The sequence below is a fragment of the Mesorhizobium sp. WSM4810 genome (assembly GCF_055811235.1).
The window spans coordinates 27,782-44,075 of record NZ_JBVVQV010000031.1 but is presented as its reverse complement, the minus strand read 5'-3'; the positions used below and the strand labels follow the sequence as shown (position 1 = coordinate 44,075).

The window sequence follows — 16,294 nt, the reverse complement described above, 5'->3', positions numbered from 1 at the left end:
GACAGCATCAAACATGACAACTATCCTGACGACACGAGAAGACATAAATCTCAGCTCCGTTTTCCGCGTCGCCTGGAAAAAAGACACGGTACAAATCAGCGGCAAGGCCTTGCAGCGCATCGCAGAGTGTCGCGCGTCGTTCCTGCGTCTCATTGAAACCGACCCTGTTCCGGTCATCTATGGCGTAACCACCGCTATGGGAGAACTGGCAAGCAGGCGGCTCGAACTTAGCGAGCGGGGTCGCCATGCGCGCATCAAGGCGTTCGCAGCCGCAACATCATTCGGCGAGCCTTTGCCAGACCGCGTGGTACGGGCGATCGTGCTCGCCCGGCTGGCGAATTTCCTCGAGGGAAATGCCGCGACGACACCGCGCATGGCGCTCGCCGTCGCCGCGATGTTGGACGGCGGACCCATGCCCATGGTGCCATCCTCCGGTCAGGGCGGTGCCGGTGAAATCCTCGCGCTCTATCCGCTGTTTGCGGAGCTTTCGACGCGCTTCGACCTGGAAGTCAAGGAACGAGGCTCGCTGATCAACGGTTCGCCTTGCGCTGCCGCACTCGTGGCCGACGCGGCCTTGGCGGCTCGCCGCCGCATTCGCCTTGCCGAAAAAGTCTTTGCGCTTTCGATCGAGGCGTTTCGCGCGCCGCTCGAACATTACGACCCGGCGCTCGATGCGCTTTGGGGCGATGAACACGAAGCGGCGGCCCTGAGGGGATTGAGGGAGTTCCTTGCCGGCGCCGGCACCGGGCGCCGCAATTACCAGGCACCGGTCAGCTACCGCATCGTCCCTCGCATCCTCGGGCACGCGCATCGCGCGCTGGCATCGGCGGAGCGGGCGGCCACCGTGTCGCTCGCTTCGGTATCGGACAATCCGGTCTACATCCCGCCTGACGACGGGTATCCGCTCGGGCGCTGCATCAGCACGGGCGGCTATCACAATGCCATGGCAACACCCGCCCTGGACGATCTGGCGGCGATATGGGCCGACATCTGCCTCTTGTGCGACCGCCACGCCTCGAAGCTTTTGAACGGCAAGGTCTCGCTCCTGCCCGATCTGCTTTTGACAGGGCGGGACTGGAGCGACAGCGACGGCCACGGCAATGTCGGCTATGTGCCGATGGCGATCACGGGTTATCTGGAGCAGGCGAAACTTTCGGCGCAGCGCACCTTCATCCCGGGAACGGAATCGGCCGGTGCCGGACAGGACGATGTCGCCACGACGGTGTTCCTCGCCTGGACGAAGGAAGCACGCTCCGGCCGCTGTCTCGATGCCGCGATGGCGATGCTGGCGGTGATCGCCTCGCAGGCATTGCATGTCACCGAGCGCGTGGCTCCTCCGGCGCTTCAGTCGTTCGTCGCGGATATAAGAAGCATCGTGCCGCCGGTCGGCGACGATCGCGTGCTGGGACCTGAACTTGCGACTTTGACCGAATGGTTCACCTGCCAGGTCTTCGAGGAGTAGGCGGCCTGGAGTTTCGCAATGCCAATGGTGGCTACGACCAGAACGGCCCGAGGATGAACACGGCCATTAGGGCGACAAAAAGCATAGCGATGATCGCGGCGCCCCACATGAGGACCTTTCCGGTGCCGCGTTGCTCTTCCTCGCGGGGTAGGTCTTTCGCCATTGCACGATCCTTTTGTGAAGGTCCATGACCTAGCAACGTGGCTCGCCGAGGCTGGTTCCCGGCAGCCATCTTGAGCAGGTCAGCTTTCAGAAGGGCCAATTGATGCTCTGCCGAACAACGCGCCATCTAGAGACGCCAGCGTTCCAGGCTTTCAGGTGAAAAACTTGGTGCGGATGAAGGGACTCGAACCCCCACGCCTTTCGGCACTGGAACCTAAATCCAGGGCGTCTACCAATTCCGCCACATCCGCGTCGCCCGGCAATCCCATGTAGTCATCATTCTGTCAATGTCGCGGTCAAAATAAGGGCCGTTCGCCGGCGCATGATCCCGAAATCGGAAAAGCGATTTTCGGAAAGGATCACGCGCCAAAATGAAGGTCCTACAGCGTCCTTTGTGCGTCCAAGAGGACGCGCGGCGCTGTAGATGCGAAGATGGTTGAAAATTAGCCGGGCCTGTGACAAAAGGCGTGTCGAATGTGACGGGATGCGACGATCCGCTTCTGCAGAATGTGATAAGAAGTAGGAAAAACAAGGGCTTATTCACATTTTGGAGCGTATTTCTGAAGGATTTGAGCCGCATTGGGCGGACAGATCGCCAAGTCCCGCACCAAAAGCCATTCCCGGCAAGATAATACCGGCAGGCTGTAAACGGCAGGAGCCGTTTGGCTGCTCATTGGTGGAAACAAAGGTTCTATGATGCAGGTCACCGAAACGCTCAACTCCGGTCTCAAGCGCGAGATCAAGATCACCGTGCCGGCCGGTGATATGGAAGCCAAGCTGATGGCGCGGCTTTCCGATGCCAGGAACAAGGTCCGCATCAACGGCTTCCGCCCCGGCAAGGTGCCGGTGCAGCACCTGCGCAAGGTCTACGGCAAGTCGTTCATGGCCGAAGTGGTCAACGAGATCCTCAACGATTCGACCCGTTCGATCATTACCGGGCGCGGCGAAAAGGCTGCCATGCAGCCCGAAGTGATCATGACCGAGGACGAGAAGGAAGCCGAGAAGATCCTTGCCGGCGGTGCCGACTTCGAGTTCCGCCTGAACTACGAGATCATTCCGCCGATCGAGATCAAGGATTTCTCCGAGATCAAGGTGACGCGTCAGGTGTTCGACGTGCCGGATTCCGAAATCGACGAGCAGGTCCAGCGTGTCGCCGAATCGGCGCGCACCTACGAGCCGAAGGCCGGCGAGGCCGCCGAAGGCGACCGCGTGACGATCGACTACGTCGGCAAGATCGATGGCGAAGCCTTCAGCGGCGGCGCCGGCACGGATCAGCCGCTGGTGCTCGGCTCCAAGGAATTCATTCCCGGCTTCGAGGACCAGCTCGTCGGCAGCAAGGCCGGTGACGAGACGCAGGTCACGGTCACGTTCCCGGAAAACTACCAGGCGGCGCATCTGGCCGGCAAGGAAGCCACCTTCGATGTCACCGTCAAGGAAGTATCCAAGCCCGGTGCGTTGGAAATCAACGACGAGATGGCCAAAAATCTCGGCCTGGAGTCGCTGGAGCGCCTGCGTGAAGTGGTGCGCGGCCAGATCGAGAACCAGTTCGGTTCGATGACGCGCCAGAAGATCAAGCGCCAGCTGCTCGACCAGCTCGATGCCGCCTACTCGTTCGAGGCGCCGTCGAAGCTCGTCGAGGCCGAGTTCAACAACATCTGGAACCAGGTCAACCGTGATCTGGAAGCCGCCGGCCGCACCTTCGCCGACGAGGAGACGACGGAAGAAGAGGCACGCGCCGAGTATATGCGGCTTGCCGAGCGTCGTGTGCGTCTCGGCCTGGTTCTCGCCGAGATCGGCGAGAGGGCCGGCGTCACCGTCTCGGACGAGGAACTGCAGCGCGGTCTGCTCGAGCAGGTGCGCCGCTATCCGGCCAACCAGCAGCAGGAAGCCTTCGAATTCTACCGCAGCAATCCCGAAGCATTAAACACGCTGCGCGCGCCGATGTTCGAGGAGAAGGTGGTCGACCATCTGCTCAGCCAGATCTCCGTCACCGACGTCAAGGTCAGCAAGGAAGAGTTGATGGCCGACGACGAGGACACCGAGACGGCCAAGGCAAAGCCGGCGAAGAAAGCCGCTGCGAAAACGGCCGACGCCAAGAAGGCCGACGATGCGGACGAGCCCAAGAAGAAGGCCGCGCCGAAGAAGAAAGCTGCCAAGGACGCCGAATAACACGGCATTCTGCTGGATGTGAAAGGCCGCCCACGGGGCGGCCTTTTCGTTGCTGCCGACGTCGCAAGGCCGCCGCTGCCCTAGTCGCGAGGCAATTGATTGACGAGGATCCGCATCACCGTCACTCGCTTGGGTAGTTCAATGAGAAACTCTTCGTCACGCGGCAGGTGGTGGATCTTGTGCGGGTCGCCGCCGGTGAAGCTCGCCATGGCTTCGACGTCAGGCCAGTACGAGATCGTCACGAACTCTGTTTCTTCTTCGCGATCTTCGCGAAACGACTGCACGCCAAGTGCCTTCTCCTGAAGCGGCGGAATGCCTTCGCGGCGCAGATATGGCTCGTAGGCGTCTGCCAGATCGCGGCGTGTCCTTCCCCGCCAGATCCGGGCAATTGTGACGTTGTCGGTCATGAAATGCTCCTCTGCGCGGGGATTAATGCAGGACCTTGCCAAGAAACCGTCGCACCAACGGCAGGGCGACCTCGAAATGGGTCTCCAGCAGCCAGTGCCCTGCGTCGTTCAGCAAATGCAGCTCGGCCTCGGGGAGATCGCGCAAATAGGCGCGCGCCGCCGGCTCGGGCATGTATTCGTCCCTCGGCCCCCAAAGGATCATTGCCGGCGGCCGCTGCTCGCGCAGGTATTCCTGGTAACGAGCGAACCAGTCGAGATTAGCCTTGAGCTTCTCCATCAGTCCGACTGAGAGCGCACGGCGCACAGCCGTATTCATTAGCGGCCAATGCAACTTCCACATATCGGGCGGGACACGTCGAGCGACGTCGTCATCGACTTCGCCTACAAACTCGGAGCGAAAGCCGTCTTCGCTCACCGCCTGTTCGAGCGGTGCACGGTTTGCTGGTGAAGGATCCCGCCAGAAACGCCGGATCGTTTCGTATTTCGGGCCAAGAGCATCCGCGTAGATATCGCCATTCTGGATGATCAGGGCCCTGATCCGCGATGGGTGCGCTATAGCGTGGCGCAGGCCGATCTGCGAGCCGTAATCGTGCAGCCATAGGGCGTAGCTGCCGAGCTCCAGCGCGTCGGTAAACCGCTCCAGGAAAGTTGCATAGGCGTCGAAATCAAAACCGAACCGTGCCGGATCGGGGGTTCCACTGTAGCCAAAGCCGGGGAAATCCGGCGCGACCGTCCGCCACCGATCGGCGAGCGCCGGCATCAGCCGGCGATACTGGAAGGATGAGCAGGGATAGCCATGCGGAAGCAGCAACACCGGCGCGGTTTCAGGACCTGCTTCTCTGTAAAACACCGTCTCGCCATCGATCGTGCGGGTGCCGTGGCGCACCTCCAGGACGCTCCTGTCGTTCATGGACACTTCTCTGATCTTTGATCTCGTGGACGCTGAACCGTAGCTGGTCTAACGCCTTTACACGGTATGCGTTCCGATCGCGCTCGACGCCGATCGAGCTTCCTAATCGCTTCGGGGCAATCTATCTGCCGGCCGGATTCTGTGGTAAGTAGATGCCGCAATTCCATGCGGGAGACGCGGATATTCCGCTCTGTCGTGCAAGGGGCGCATGCTGGCGAAGTGTCGGCAGGCGCAGATCGTCCAAGGCAGATTTGGCGATCGGGGAGGAATGCCATGCGTGCAATCGCGTTTTTCGCCGTCGCTTCCGTTGCGACGTTCATCACAAACCAATCTCAGGCACAGGATGCCGCCGCGGGTGAGAAGGTCTTCGCCAAATGCAAGGCCTGCCACGTCGTCGACGAGGACAAAAACAAGATCGGTCCGTCGTTGAGCGGCGTGATCGGCCGGACGGCCGGCACGCATCCGGGGTTCAAGTATTCCAAAGCCATGACCGAGGCGGGCGCATCCGGCGTCAAATGGGACGACGCCACACTGACGAATTATCTTCGCGATCCCAAGGCCATGATCAAAGGTGGGAAGATGGCGTTTCCCGGTCTCAAGAAGGACGAGGATCTCGCCAACGTCATCGCCTACCTGAAGCAATTCTCCAAATGACCCGGTTCTTCCGCCGGCCGATGGGCCGGCCAAATTGCCTGCCCCCATCGGTGGTTGCCTGAAATGTCGGCCAGGGAAAGCGGCTTCAAGGATACCGGTATCCAGATCTCTGAAGCGACGGTCAGTGATTTCTTCGCGCTTCTGAAACCACGCGTCATGGCGCTTGCTGTTTTTACCGCTTTCGTCGGCCTGATGGTGGCGCCCGGGGCGATGAATCCGGTCATCGCCGTGATTGCAATCGGTGCAATTGCGGTTGGAGCGGGAGCGGCCGGGGCACTCAACATGTGGTACGATGCCGATATTGACGCGTTGATGTCGCGCACGTCAAAGCGGCCGGTCCCGTCAGGTCGGGTCACGCCAGGCGAAGCGCTCGGCTTCGGCCTGGTGCTTTCCGTACTTGCGATCATGACGCTCGGCGTGCTGGTGGGGTGGCTCGCCGCATCGCTGCTGGCCTTCACCATCTTCTTCTACGTCGTCATCTACACGATGTGGCTGAAACGCTCGACGCCGCAGAACATCGTCATAGGCGGCGCCGCGGGTGCGCTTCCTCCGGTCATCGGGTGGGCGGCCGCCACCGGCGCCGTCGGGGTTGAAAGTCTCGTCCTGTTTCTGATCATTTTCCTCTGGACGCCGCCGCATTTCTGGGCGCTCGCGCTGTTCAAGATCGGCGACTATGCCGCGGCCGGCATTCCCATGATGCCGAATGTGGCCGGCCAGGCTTCGACCAGAAAGCAAATCTTCGTCTATTCGCTGATCCTGGCACCAATCGGCGTGCTCCCTTGGGCTTTCGGATTCGCGAGCGGATTGTACGGGAGTGTTTCGACCGCATTGGGCGCGGGTTTCATCTGGCATGCCTGGAAGCTTCTGGTCGACAAAAGGTGGGCTGAAGGGTGGGAGATGAAACGCGCAAAGGCGCTATTTGCCTATTCGATATTCTATCTTTTCGCGATCTTTGCCGTGCTGCTTGCCGATACCGTTGCAATGCGTGTCGTCATCTCAGCCGGAAATTGACGGCATGACCTGCCTCGTGGCTGCATTGAATCCTGATGTTCTCGGATTGTTTGCCGGGTTGAAAATCGGCGATTGCTGAACGAGGTGCGCCCGAACCTGCCCAAACCTCACGTTGGCACTGCGCAGAATCCCAGCACCAGCAGAATAACTATGCCAAGGCCGAGTATAAGAACGGTCTTTCCATCCATGACCTTCACCCTTCAACCCAGCTTTGAGACTAGCGAAGAAAGGCCGTTAGAGCTAGCGGGATCACCGGAGCCGTCCCCGCAGACAAAGGGCGGCGACAAATGCCATGCAAGAGCGTATGTTGATCATGGTGCAGGTCGCGGTTTTGCGTGGCCAGTCACGCTGAACGACAGCACCGTGAAATCGCGACCTTTACCGGACCTGGTCTGGAGGAAATGGTCATGGCAAGTTTTCACGTGATTGCAGGCGCCAGCGAGACGCTGGAGCACACCAGAATTCGAAAGATAGGCGTTTCCGACCTTTTCGACGCGCTCAAGCGTGGCGTCGATGATTTCATGGTCAAACCGTCGCACATCGTTTTCCTCTGCCTGATTTATCCGCTTGTCGGCGTCGTGCTCGCTGTCTGGACGTCGGGCAACAACGCGTTGCCGCTGTTGTTTCCGCTAGTATCTGGTTTTGCGCTGATCGGTCCATTCGCGGCGCTCGGCCTATATGAAATCAGCCGGCGGAGAGAGGCCGGGCTCGACGCCTCATGGAGCCACGCTTTCGAGGTCAGGAACTCTCCAGCGCTGCCGGCCATCGCGGCGGTCGGGATCATGCTGCTTGCGATCTTCATCGCCTGGCTGTTGACCGCGCAGATATTTTATCAGCAGGTGTTCGGTTCGGCTCCGCCGGAATCACTGTCCAGCTTCATCAGTGAAATATTCGCCACCGGACGCGGCTGGACGCTGATTATCGTTGGCCACGCGATCGGCTTCGTCTTCGCCGCGGTCGTGTTGTGCACCACGGTCGTCGCGTTCCCGTTGTTGCTCGACCGCGACGTCGGCGCCTACGAAGCTATCCATACCTCGGTGCGGGTGGTCCTGGCGAACCCGATCGTGATGGCTGTCTGGGGCCTGATCGTCGCCGTCGCCCTGATCATAGGCTCGCTGCCGGTGTTCGCCGGGCTGGCGGTGGTGCTGCCGATCCTCGGTCACGCCACCTGGCACGTCTATCGGAAAGTCGTGGAATCGCCGGCCTCCACCAGACCGGCGGACTGAAAGAAAGAATTCTGCCCTGCCGCACCAGCGAGAGGCCGCTGCGGCAGGTTGGCAAGAGCGTTTAGTAAGCCGGGTAGCTAAAGCGGGCTTGCTGTGCGTCGCTGGTCAGGTTGCGGAAATCCTTGCCGCTGACATGCACGAGCGTCCTGTGGTCGCCACCCTCGAAATATATATCGCCGGCATTGCCGAGGCTTTCATCGACAATCACCGGCACATCGTAGGCCGCGCCGATCGGCGGGATGGCGCCGGTGTCGCAATCCTCGAAGAGCGAAACCACCTCGTCCTCGGAGGCGAGCCCGATACGCTGGTGCATGACGTCCTGCAATGTGCCGAGCTCGATCCTGTGCGTACTGGGCACCACGGCCAGCGCATAGCCACCGTCGTGGTGAACCACCACCGATTTGGCCATTATGCTGCCGGGCACATGCGCCGCTAAGGCGGACTGCCTGCTTGTCGACGTGCGGTGGTGCTCGACGGTATCGTAGGAAATTCCTTTCTCGTCGATAAAGTCCTTCAATCTGCTTGCGATCGTCATCTTGAGCCTCCCTTCCTGGAGTTCGCGACGGAGAAACGACGAAAATCATTCTCCTTCTGTCGTTTTCCGGTGGTGACAAAAATGGGCCAGCTGTCGACCGTTTCAAGGCAAGGCGGAGCGGGCCGTGAACAGCCCCTCCGGTCCTCGACGGGAAATGCTGCCCGACCCGGATTGCGCGTCAGGGCTCGGTCCCAAAAAACAGCGTCCGGGTGATAAGCGTGTACTCCGATTCGAAGACCATCATTGCCACGAACACCAGCACCAGGATCGGCGGCAATATGATCGCATAGGTCAGCGCCAGCCGCTCCCAAGCCATGTGCATGAAGACCGCGACGATCAGCCCGGCCTTGAGCATCATGAAGATCAGGATCAGCGACCATCTGAGATAGCCCTGGAGGCCGACATAATCGACCAGATAGGAGCAGGCGCTGAGGATGAACAGCCATACCCAGACCACCAGATAGAGCTTGATCGGGTGCTCCTGATGAACCTCCGCAGGGGCGATGCCTGCTGCTGCTGCCGCATCATGCGCTTGGGTTCCGTGCAGCGTATGTTGCCCCAGACCGTTTGCGGTTGCTTCAGCCATATCTGCCTCTCACCAAAGCCATGTCTGCCTCTCACCAAAGATAGAAGAATGCGAAAATGAACACCCAGACCAGGTCGACGAAATGCCAGTAGAGCCCCATGATCTCGACGTGCTCGTAGCTGCCCCTGCGACTGGTGAAGAACCCGGGCCGCCCGGTTTCGTAATCTCCGCGCCAGACCTTTCGCGCCACGATGATCAGGAAGATCACCCCGAACGTCACATGGGTGCCGTGAAAGCCGGTGATCATGAAGAAGGATGACCCGAACTGCGCCGCACCCCACGGATTGCCCCAGGGCCGTACCCCCTCGGAGATCAGCTTGGTCCATTCGAAGGCCTGCATGCCGACGAAGGTCGCGCCGAGTGCTGCGGTCAGAAGCATCAGGATCGCCGTCTTGCGGCGGTCGTGGCGGTAGCCGAAATTCACCGCCATGGCCATCGTTCCGCTGCTCGAGATCAGCACGAAGGTCATGATCGCGATAAGGATCAGTGGAATATTCGAGCCGCCGATATGAAGGGCAAAGACCTCGCTCGGATTGGGCCACGGCACTCGGGTGGACATGCGCGCGGTCATGTAGGAGAGCAGGAAGCAGCCGAAGACGAAGGTGTCGCTGAGCAGGAAGATCCACATCATGGCCTTGCCCCAGGACACGTTCTTGAACGCGCGCTGATCCGAGGACCAATCGGCGGCGACGCCTTGCAAACCAGCTGGCCGCGCCTGTGCTTGGCCGGTATGCGTCACTGTCGTGTCTGCCATCCGTCCGGCCCTCCTAGGTCAGCAGCTGTCGGCAAATCTCGATAAAAGTCGCGGCCCAGCCGGCCAGAAGTGCAAAAATGGCGAGCCAGACGAAAAGCAGGAAATGCCAGTACATGGCGCACAGTTCGACACTGAGGCGAAGCCGCTCCGGCCGTGCTCCGTTCCAGGCGCCGGCAGTTGTTCTGCCCAGGCCCACCAGCCCGCCCAGTATGTGCAGCCCATGCATCCCGGTTATCAGGTAGAAAAAACTGTTGGCCGGATTGGCGGTTAGCAAGTAGCCGTCGGCGGTCAGTTCCCGCCAAGCCACAAGCTGTCCAACCAGGAAGGCAAGCGCGGTGAGCCCAGCCGTGACGAGGCCGAGTCTGACCGCGTCGATCTCGCCCCGGCGCGCAGCGACCGAGGCGCATTGAAGCGCGATGCTGCTCAGGACCAGCACGCCGGTGTTGAACCAGAGCACGCGCGGCAGCGGCAGCGCCTGCCAGTCCGACAGCGCCATGCGCATGAAGTAGGCGCTGGTGAAAAGCGCAAACAGGCAGCCGACGACGGCGAGGAAGACGCCGAGGCCGATCTTGGCGGTCGGCAGCGCTGATCCTTCCGGGCCGATAATATCCCCGATCACACCTTGCTCGAGCCATGGCTTGGCCATCAGCCGCTGATGGGAAAGCCACCATCCGGCAAAGCCGACGATGACGAGGAGGAAGACCAGAATGACGCTCATGCCGGCTCCCTGGAGGATCCGAAGGAGCCCGGCACGTTTTGCGGGATAAAATCCTCCTTGGCGCCCGGAACGCTGTAGTCATAGGCCCAGCGATAGACGATCGGCAGTTCCTTGCCGAAATTGCCATGGGGGGGCGGTGTTTCCGACGTCTGCCATTCGAGCGTCGTGGCGCGCCACGGATTGCCGCCGGCCTCGCGGCCGTGGCGGATGCTCCAGATCAGATTGAACAGGAACACGATTTGGGCAAAGCCGACGAGGAACGCCATGATGCTGATGAACGCGTTCAGATCGTGGGCCGACTCGGTCATCACCGCCGTGTTGGTCAGTTCGTGGTAGCGGCGCGGCACGCCCATCAGGCCGATGTAGTGCATGGGAAAGAAAATCAGATAGGCACCGAGGAAGGTGACCCAGAAATGGAACTGGCCCATGGCCTCGTTCAGCATCCGGCCAGTGACCTTCGGGTACCAGTGATAGATCGCCCCGAAGATCACCAGGATCGGGGCGACGCCCATGACCATATGGAAATGGGCAACGACGAACATCGTGTCCGACAGCGGAACGTCGACGACGACGTTGCCGAGAAACAGTCCGGTCAGCCCGCCATTGACGAAGGTGACGATGAAGGCCAGCGCAAAAAGCATCGGCACGGTGAGGTGGATGTCGCCGCGCCACAGTGTCAGCACCCAATTGTAGACCTTGATCGCGGTCGGGACGGCAATGATCAGTGTCGTGGTGGCGAAGAAGAAGCCGAAATAGGGATGCATGCCGCTGACATACATGTGGTGCGCCCAGACCACGAAGCTCAGCGCGCCGATGCCGACGATGGCCCAGACCATCATCCGGTAGCCGAAGATGTTCTTGCGCGCATGGGTGCTGATCAGGTCGGACACGATGCCGAAGGCCGGCAGCGCCACGATGTAGACCTCGGGGTGGCCGAAGAACCAGAACAGATGCTGGAACAGGATCGGGCTGCCGCCGCCGTGCTGCAGTTGTTCGCCCATCTCGACGATGGCCGGCATGAAGAAGCTGGTGCCGAGCGCACGGTCGAACAGCATCATCACGCAGGCGACAAACAGCGCCGGGAAGGCGAGCAGCGCCATGACTGTCGCGGTGAAGATACCCCAGACGGTCAGCGGCAGGCGCATCAGCGTCATGCCGCGCGTGCGGGCCTGCAGCACCGTCACGACGTAGTTCAAGCCGCCCATGGTGAAGCCGATGATGAACAGGATCAGCGAGACGAGCATCAGGATGATGCCCCAGTCCTGGCCGCCTGGTGTGCCGGTCATGATCGCCTGCGGCGGGTAGAGCGTCCAGCCGGCGCCGGTCGGTCCGCCGGGCGCAAAGAAGCTCGAGACCAAAACCAGCACGGCGAGCAGGTAGATCCAGTAGCTCAGCATGTTGACATAGGGAAAGACCATGTCGCGCGCGCCGACCATCAGCGGGATCAGGTAGTTGCCGAAGCCGCCCAGGAAGAGCGCCGTGAGCAGGTAGATCACCATGATCATGCCGTGCATGGTGATGAACTGATAGTAGGCTTCCGGGGTGATGAAGTCGAACGTGCCGGGGAAGCCGAGCTGCAGCCGCATCATCCAAGACAGCACCAGCGCCACCATGCCGATTGCCGTCGCCGTCGCCGAATACTGGATGGCGATGACCTTGGCGTCCTGCGAAAAGACGTATTTCGTCCACCAACTGTGCGGATGATAGAGTTCCATCTCCGCGACTTCGGCTGGCGGTACCGCATCTGCAGGTGTGACATCGACCATATAGGAACACCTCCGTGTCCTTTTCGGCCAGGTTCGACAGTTTCGAGCCCTGCCGCAATTTCAATCCAAATCGCCGTCTTTGCCGGCGTCTAATCTGCCGAGCCCACCTGCTGGGGGGCCGACAATTGCGCAAAAGTCTGCTGTTCGCCGAGCCACGCCAGATAGTCTTCCGGCGTGTCGACCATGACCACGCCATTCATCAACGGGTGCCCCTGGCCACAAAGTTCGGCACACAGGACCTGGAAAGTTCCGGTCTTGGTCGGGGTGAACCAGAAATAGGTGACCGAGCCGGGGATCATGTCCATCTTGGCGCGGAATTCCGGCACGTAGAAATCGTGCAGCACGTCGATCGAGCGGAGCAGCATCTTGACCGGCTTGCCGACCGGCAGATGCAGATCGGCGGCTTCGACGACGACATCGTCCTGGCCGTTGGCGTCACTGGCGTTCACGCCGAGGGGATTTTCAGGGCTGACGTTGCGGGTGTCGGACGTGCCGAGCTTGCCGTCCTTGCCGGGCAAGCGAAAACTCCATTGCCATTGCTGGCCGACGACTTCGACCACTGTTGCGTCGCTTGGGACGCTGACGAACTGGTTCCAGACGAACAGGCCGGGAACCAGCATGGCGGTGACGCCGATTGCGGTGACGATCGTCAGCCACCATTCGAGCCGCTTGTTCTCGGGTTCGTATGCCGCCTGATTGCCTTCCCGATGACGGAAGCGGAAGACGCAATAAGCCATGAATAGGACGACGGCGGCGAAGACGACGCCGGTGATCCAGAAGGTGATGATGATGGTGTTGTCGATATAGTCCCAGTTAGAGGCAATCGGCGTCCACCACCATGGGCTCAGGAAGTGGAACAACACTGAGCCCACAACTACCAAAACGAGTACAAGCGCTATGGCCATATCCCGTTCCTCCCGGCATTCCAAGGGCGCGAAGCCGTCCCAGGAAATGCCAAATGCATCATAGCTCGATTTCCGGTCGAAATTCTAGTGCGGTCTTCCCGTCAGCCGAAAACGCAATGGCGATGATGTGGAAGAACCCAAGAAGAAGACGGCTGCGGCGAAGAAAAAACCTGCTGGCCCACCGAACAACACGGCGTTCTGCCGGATCGTGAAAGGCCGCCCCCTCGCGTGGGCTGAGGCTGGTTCGGGATGGTGCCGACGGGATCAGGCGATTGGTTTTTGAGCAGACCGGCTCCTGCTGTCCTGACGGTTCGGGCTGCTGTCGGGGCGAGGCAAGGCCGATTTCGACCTAACCGGGTTCAGCGAGGCGGTCGGCCGGAATCGCCGCAGCTGCAACGCCGAGTTGCCGCGATCGGATCAGCAACGCTCGCCTTGACCGCTGCGCTTTAAGAGATCCAGCGGGTTATTCCGGCGCAAACGTCTCGAACGCAGCCGCGCAGCCAGCGGTGCGCCTGATCGGCATCCAGCCGCGGGTGCCACAAAAGTGAGACCGAGATTTCCGGCAGGGGAACCGGCAGAGGGAAACAGAACATTCCATCGCGCAGGTTTCCCGTATAGCGTTCGGGAACGCTGGCGATCAGGTCTGAGGCACGCGCCAGAGCCAGAGCTTCCGAAAAGCTGCCGACGACCGTCACGACCTCCCGTTTCAACCCTAACGGCGCAAGGGCATCGTCGATCGGTCCCCTGTCGAGCCCGCGACGGGAGATGAGGATGTGCCGTCCGGCTGCGTAGCGGGCAGGGGTCATCATCACCTCGCACAATGGATGTCCCATTCGCACGACGCCAACGAAACGATCACGGAACAGCGCTTGCGCGCGAATCTCCGGTCCCGTGGCCTTTCCGACAACGCCGGTCTCCAGGTCTACGCTGCCGTCGCGCAGAGGCGTGCTGTCCTTGTCCGGCTTCAGCACAAAACGCAGCCGCACGCCCGGTGCCTGTTCGCCGACGCGCGCAATGAGATCCGGCCCGAAATTCTCGACAAAGCCGTCCTGGTTTCTGAGCGTGAAGGTCCGCACAAGCCGTTTCAGGTCGAGCATCTCAACAGGGCGCAAAACGGCTTCGGCGTCCTGCACAAGCCAACCGACGCGCTCGCGGAGCTCGAGGGCCCGAGGCGTCGGAACGAGGCCGCGTCCGGCCCTGACCAGCAGCGGATCGCCCGTCGTCTCTCGTAATCGCGCCAGCGCCCGGCTCATCGCCGACGGGCTCAGCCGCAGCCTTCTGGCGGCGCGCGCCACGCTCTCGCCTACCGCTATCTGCCGGCTGATCGCCGGGAGCCGAAGACAGATCGGGCCGGCTTCGACGTTGTCCGCACGCTGCTGCTTGCCCTGACGCTTGGCGCCTATGCGGCTCGCGATGACGATCGGGCGTGGCAGTTTTGGTCAGCTCAACCTGGCTCTATTCGTGGCTGCAGTTCTTCGCGGCCGGTTTGTTTGTGCTTGTCGAGGCGAGAGTGGCGTCGCCTTTGATCCGATTGGCCGCTTTCGGCAATACGACGTTGAGCGCGAGCCTCGCCACGAGCGCGCTCGTGGCGACGGTGATGATGGCGACACTGGTGGTCGGGCCGTTCTATCTGTCTCGTGCGCTCGGGCTCGACGCCGCTGTTGTTGGCATCGTCATGTCGGTCGGTCCGCTTGTCGCCGCGCTGACAGGTGTGCCGGCTGGTCGCATAGCCGACCGTTTTGGCGCTGGGCGCATGACCGTCATTGGGCTTATCGCGATAGCCGCCGGTTGCTTCATTCTATCCGTGATGCCGGCAATATCGGGCATCCCTGGCTACATCGCCCCGATCGCCGTCATCACATCTGGCTATGCGCTGTTTCAAACGGCAAACAACACCGCTGTCATGTCGGATATCCGCCCGGACCAGCGGGGCGTCATTTCCGGCTTGCTCAATTTGTCGCGCAATCTCGGGCTCATCACCGGCGCATCCGTCATGGGCGCCGTGTTCGCATTCGCGTCAGAGGCTATCGACATCGCAACGGCGCGGCCCGACGCCGTCGCCACCGGTATGCGGATCACGTTTGCGGTCGCGGCAATACTGATTGTCGTCGCGCTCGCCGTCGCGGTCGGAGGTCGCGCTGTCGCGGCACGCCCGTCGCTGCCTGGCGTGTCATGACACGAGACAGGGCGCTTTTGGGGCCGATGCTTGTCCAAACAGGGCGTCAGATCAGCAGCAGGCCCTTCATGCTGGCATGACCCTTCTTGCCGATGATGATGTGATCGTGGACGGCGATGCCGAGCGGTTTGGCCGTCTCGATGACCAGCTTGGTCATCTCGATGTCGGCGCGCGACGGCGTCGGGTCGCCTGACGGATGGTTGTGCGCCAGAATGATCGCGGTGGCGGAGAGTTCGAGCGCGCGCTTGACCACTTCGCGCGGATAGACCGGCGTGTGGTCGACGGTGCCGACCTGCTGCACCTCGTCGGCGATCAGCGCGTTCTTCTTGTCGAGAAACAGAATGCGGAACTGCTCGCGCTCCTCGAAAGCCATGACCGACCGGCAGTATCCGAGAACCTGCGTCCAGGACGACAGGACCTCGCGGCCTTTTATCTCGCTGCGTGCCGCGCGTTGGGCGGCCGCGGCAACGATCTTCAGATCGAGTGCCACTGCCGGACCGATACCGCTGACCTCCTCAAGCCGCGCGACCGGCGCGCCAAGCACCTGGGCCAGCGTGCCGAAGCGTGCCAGCAATGCCTTGGCGACGGGCTTGGTGTCGGCGCGGGGGATCAGGCGAAACAGCAAGAGCTCCAGCAATTCGTAGTCGGGGAGGGCGTCGGAACCGGCCGCAAACCGTTGGCGCAAGCGGTCGCGATGGCCAAGATAGTGCGGCTTTTCGGGCGACTTATCGACCGAATTGGCTTTCGCGAGCGGTTTTATCGGTGTTTCGGGAAAGAAGATCCGTTCGTCATCGTCGCTGGTCTTTCCCATAGGCCGCCCGCATTTTCTTGACCGGAAAGATCCGGCCCTCGC

Annotated in this window: 16 protein-coding genes, 1 tRNA gene and 1 pseudogene; 6 read left to right on the top strand and 12 right to left on the bottom strand. The window is 61.2% G+C overall.

Translation table 11 applies throughout. The features are described 5' to 3' along the window. The first annotated feature begins 13 nt into the window (after nt 1-13). Nucleotides 14-1,462: an aromatic amino acid lyase gene (locus tag AC0L3O_RS30290; RefSeq protein WP_287345728.1), complete on the top strand. Its 1,449-nt coding sequence runs from the start codon at nt 14-16 to the stop codon at nt 1,460-1,462. Between the two features lie 31 nt (nt 1,463-1,493). Here AC0L3O_RS30290 and AC0L3O_RS30285 read toward each other — a convergent pair whose 3' ends face one another. Together AC0L3O_RS30285 and AC0L3O_RS30280 are read right to left on the bottom strand one after the other, a co-directional pair. Continuing rightward, nucleotides 1,494-1,625, bottom strand: coding sequence for a hypothetical protein (locus tag AC0L3O_RS30285; RefSeq protein ID WP_287176100.1), 132 nt, complete (start codon nt 1,623-1,625; stop codon nt 1,494-1,496). A 165-nt stretch (nt 1,626-1,790) separates the two neighbouring features. Then, nucleotides 1,791-1,875 (bottom strand) — tRNA-Leu (locus tag AC0L3O_RS30280). A 445-nt stretch (nt 1,876-2,320) separates the two neighbouring features. Here AC0L3O_RS30280 and tig point away from each other — a divergent pair. Next, on the top strand, nt 2,321-3,793 hold the full coding sequence (gene tig, locus AC0L3O_RS30275; protein WP_128169982.1) for a trigger factor: 1,473 nt from the start codon (nt 2,321-2,323) through the stop codon (nt 3,791-3,793). Nucleotides 3,794-3,873: 80 nt separating this feature from the next. Here the strand turns inward: tig and AC0L3O_RS30270 are convergent, their stop codons facing one another. Beyond that, a complete protein-coding gene (locus AC0L3O_RS30270; RefSeq protein WP_473533961.1) occupies nt 3,874-4,200 on the bottom strand; it encodes an antibiotic biosynthesis monooxygenase family protein in 327 nt (108 codons plus the stop codon). A gap of 22 nt (nt 4,201-4,222) precedes the next feature. Continuing rightward, entirely contained in the window at nt 4,223-5,110 is an 888-nt protein-coding gene (locus tag AC0L3O_RS30265; protein ID WP_128169959.1) for an alpha/beta fold hydrolase, read from the bottom strand. A gap of 273 nt (nt 5,111-5,383) precedes the next feature. Between AC0L3O_RS30265 and AC0L3O_RS30260 the strand changes: the two genes are divergently transcribed. From AC0L3O_RS30260 to AC0L3O_RS30250, 3 genes are all read left to right on the top strand, one after another. Continuing rightward, entirely contained in the window at nt 5,384-5,764 is a 381-nt protein-coding gene (locus AC0L3O_RS30260) for a c-type cytochrome (protein ID WP_128169958.1), read from the top strand. A 63-nt stretch (nt 5,765-5,827) separates the two neighbouring features. Continuing rightward, nucleotides 5,828-6,775 carry a heme o synthase gene (locus AC0L3O_RS30255; RefSeq protein WP_473533960.1) on the top strand — a complete coding sequence of 316 codons (948 nt, stop codon included), beginning with the start codon at nt 5,828-5,830 and terminating at the stop codon, nt 6,773-6,775. 407 nt (nt 6,776-7,182) lie between these two features. Beyond that, nucleotides 7,183-8,001 carry a DUF2189 domain-containing protein gene (locus AC0L3O_RS30250; protein ID WP_077381723.1) on the top strand — a complete coding sequence of 273 codons (819 nt, stop codon included), beginning with the start codon at nt 7,183-7,185 and terminating at the stop codon, nt 7,999-8,001. A 61-nt stretch (nt 8,002-8,062) separates the two neighbouring features. Here AC0L3O_RS30250 and AC0L3O_RS30245 read toward each other — a convergent pair whose 3' ends face one another. From AC0L3O_RS30245 to AC0L3O_RS30215, 7 genes are all read right to left on the bottom strand, one after another. Beyond that, nucleotides 8,063-8,536, bottom strand: coding sequence for an aminoacyl-tRNA deacylase (locus tag AC0L3O_RS30245; RefSeq protein ID WP_473617436.1), 474 nt, complete (start codon nt 8,534-8,536; stop codon nt 8,063-8,065). Nucleotides 8,537-8,714: 178 nt separating this feature from the next. Further along, nucleotides 8,715-9,122, bottom strand: a complete 408-nt coding sequence (locus tag AC0L3O_RS30240) for a cytochrome C oxidase subunit IV family protein (RefSeq protein WP_128169955.1) — start codon at nt 9,120-9,122, stop codon at nt 8,715-8,717. A 31-nt stretch (nt 9,123-9,153) separates the two neighbouring features. Beyond that, nucleotides 9,154-9,876: a heme-copper oxidase subunit III family protein gene (locus tag AC0L3O_RS30235; RefSeq protein WP_128169954.1), complete on the bottom strand. Its 723-nt coding sequence runs from the start codon at nt 9,874-9,876 to the stop codon at nt 9,154-9,156. A 13-nt stretch (nt 9,877-9,889) separates the two neighbouring features. Beyond that, entirely contained in the window at nt 9,890-10,594 is a 705-nt protein-coding gene (locus tag AC0L3O_RS30230) for a cytochrome c oxidase subunit 3 (protein ID WP_128169953.1), read from the bottom strand. Continuing rightward, on the bottom strand, nt 10,591-12,360 hold the full coding sequence (gene ctaD, locus AC0L3O_RS30225) for a cytochrome c oxidase subunit I (protein WP_128169952.1): 1,770 nt from the start codon (nt 12,358-12,360) through the stop codon (nt 10,591-10,593). Before ctaD ends, AC0L3O_RS30230 begins: the two co-directional genes overlap by 4 nt. Nucleotides 12,361-12,449: 89 nt before the next feature. Beyond that, nucleotides 12,450-13,265 (bottom strand): cytochrome c oxidase subunit II, encoded by an 816-nt coding sequence (gene coxB / locus AC0L3O_RS30220; protein ID WP_128169951.1) that lies wholly within the window; start codon nt 13,263-13,265, stop codon nt 12,450-12,452. 446 nt (nt 13,266-13,711) lie between these two features. Next, nucleotides 13,712-14,611, bottom strand: coding sequence for a LysR family transcriptional regulator (locus tag AC0L3O_RS30215; protein ID WP_473617442.1), 900 nt, complete (start codon nt 14,609-14,611; stop codon nt 13,712-13,714). On the opposite strand from AC0L3O_RS30215, the pseudogene AC0L3O_RS30210 reads away from it, so the two are divergent. Next, nucleotides 14,540-15,441: pseudogene (locus AC0L3O_RS30210) on the top strand (MFS transporter); the annotation flags it as partial. The gene AC0L3O_RS30215 and the pseudogene AC0L3O_RS30210 sit on opposite strands and share 72 nt — an antisense overlap. Nucleotides 15,442-15,487: 46 nt before the next feature. On the opposite strand, the gene radC reads toward AC0L3O_RS30210, so the two are convergent. Then, on the bottom strand, nt 15,488-16,252 hold the full coding sequence (gene radC / locus AC0L3O_RS30205; RefSeq protein ID WP_473617434.1) for a RadC family protein: 765 nt from the start codon (nt 16,250-16,252) through the stop codon (nt 15,488-15,490). Between the last annotated feature and the right edge of the window lie 42 nt (nt 16,253-16,294).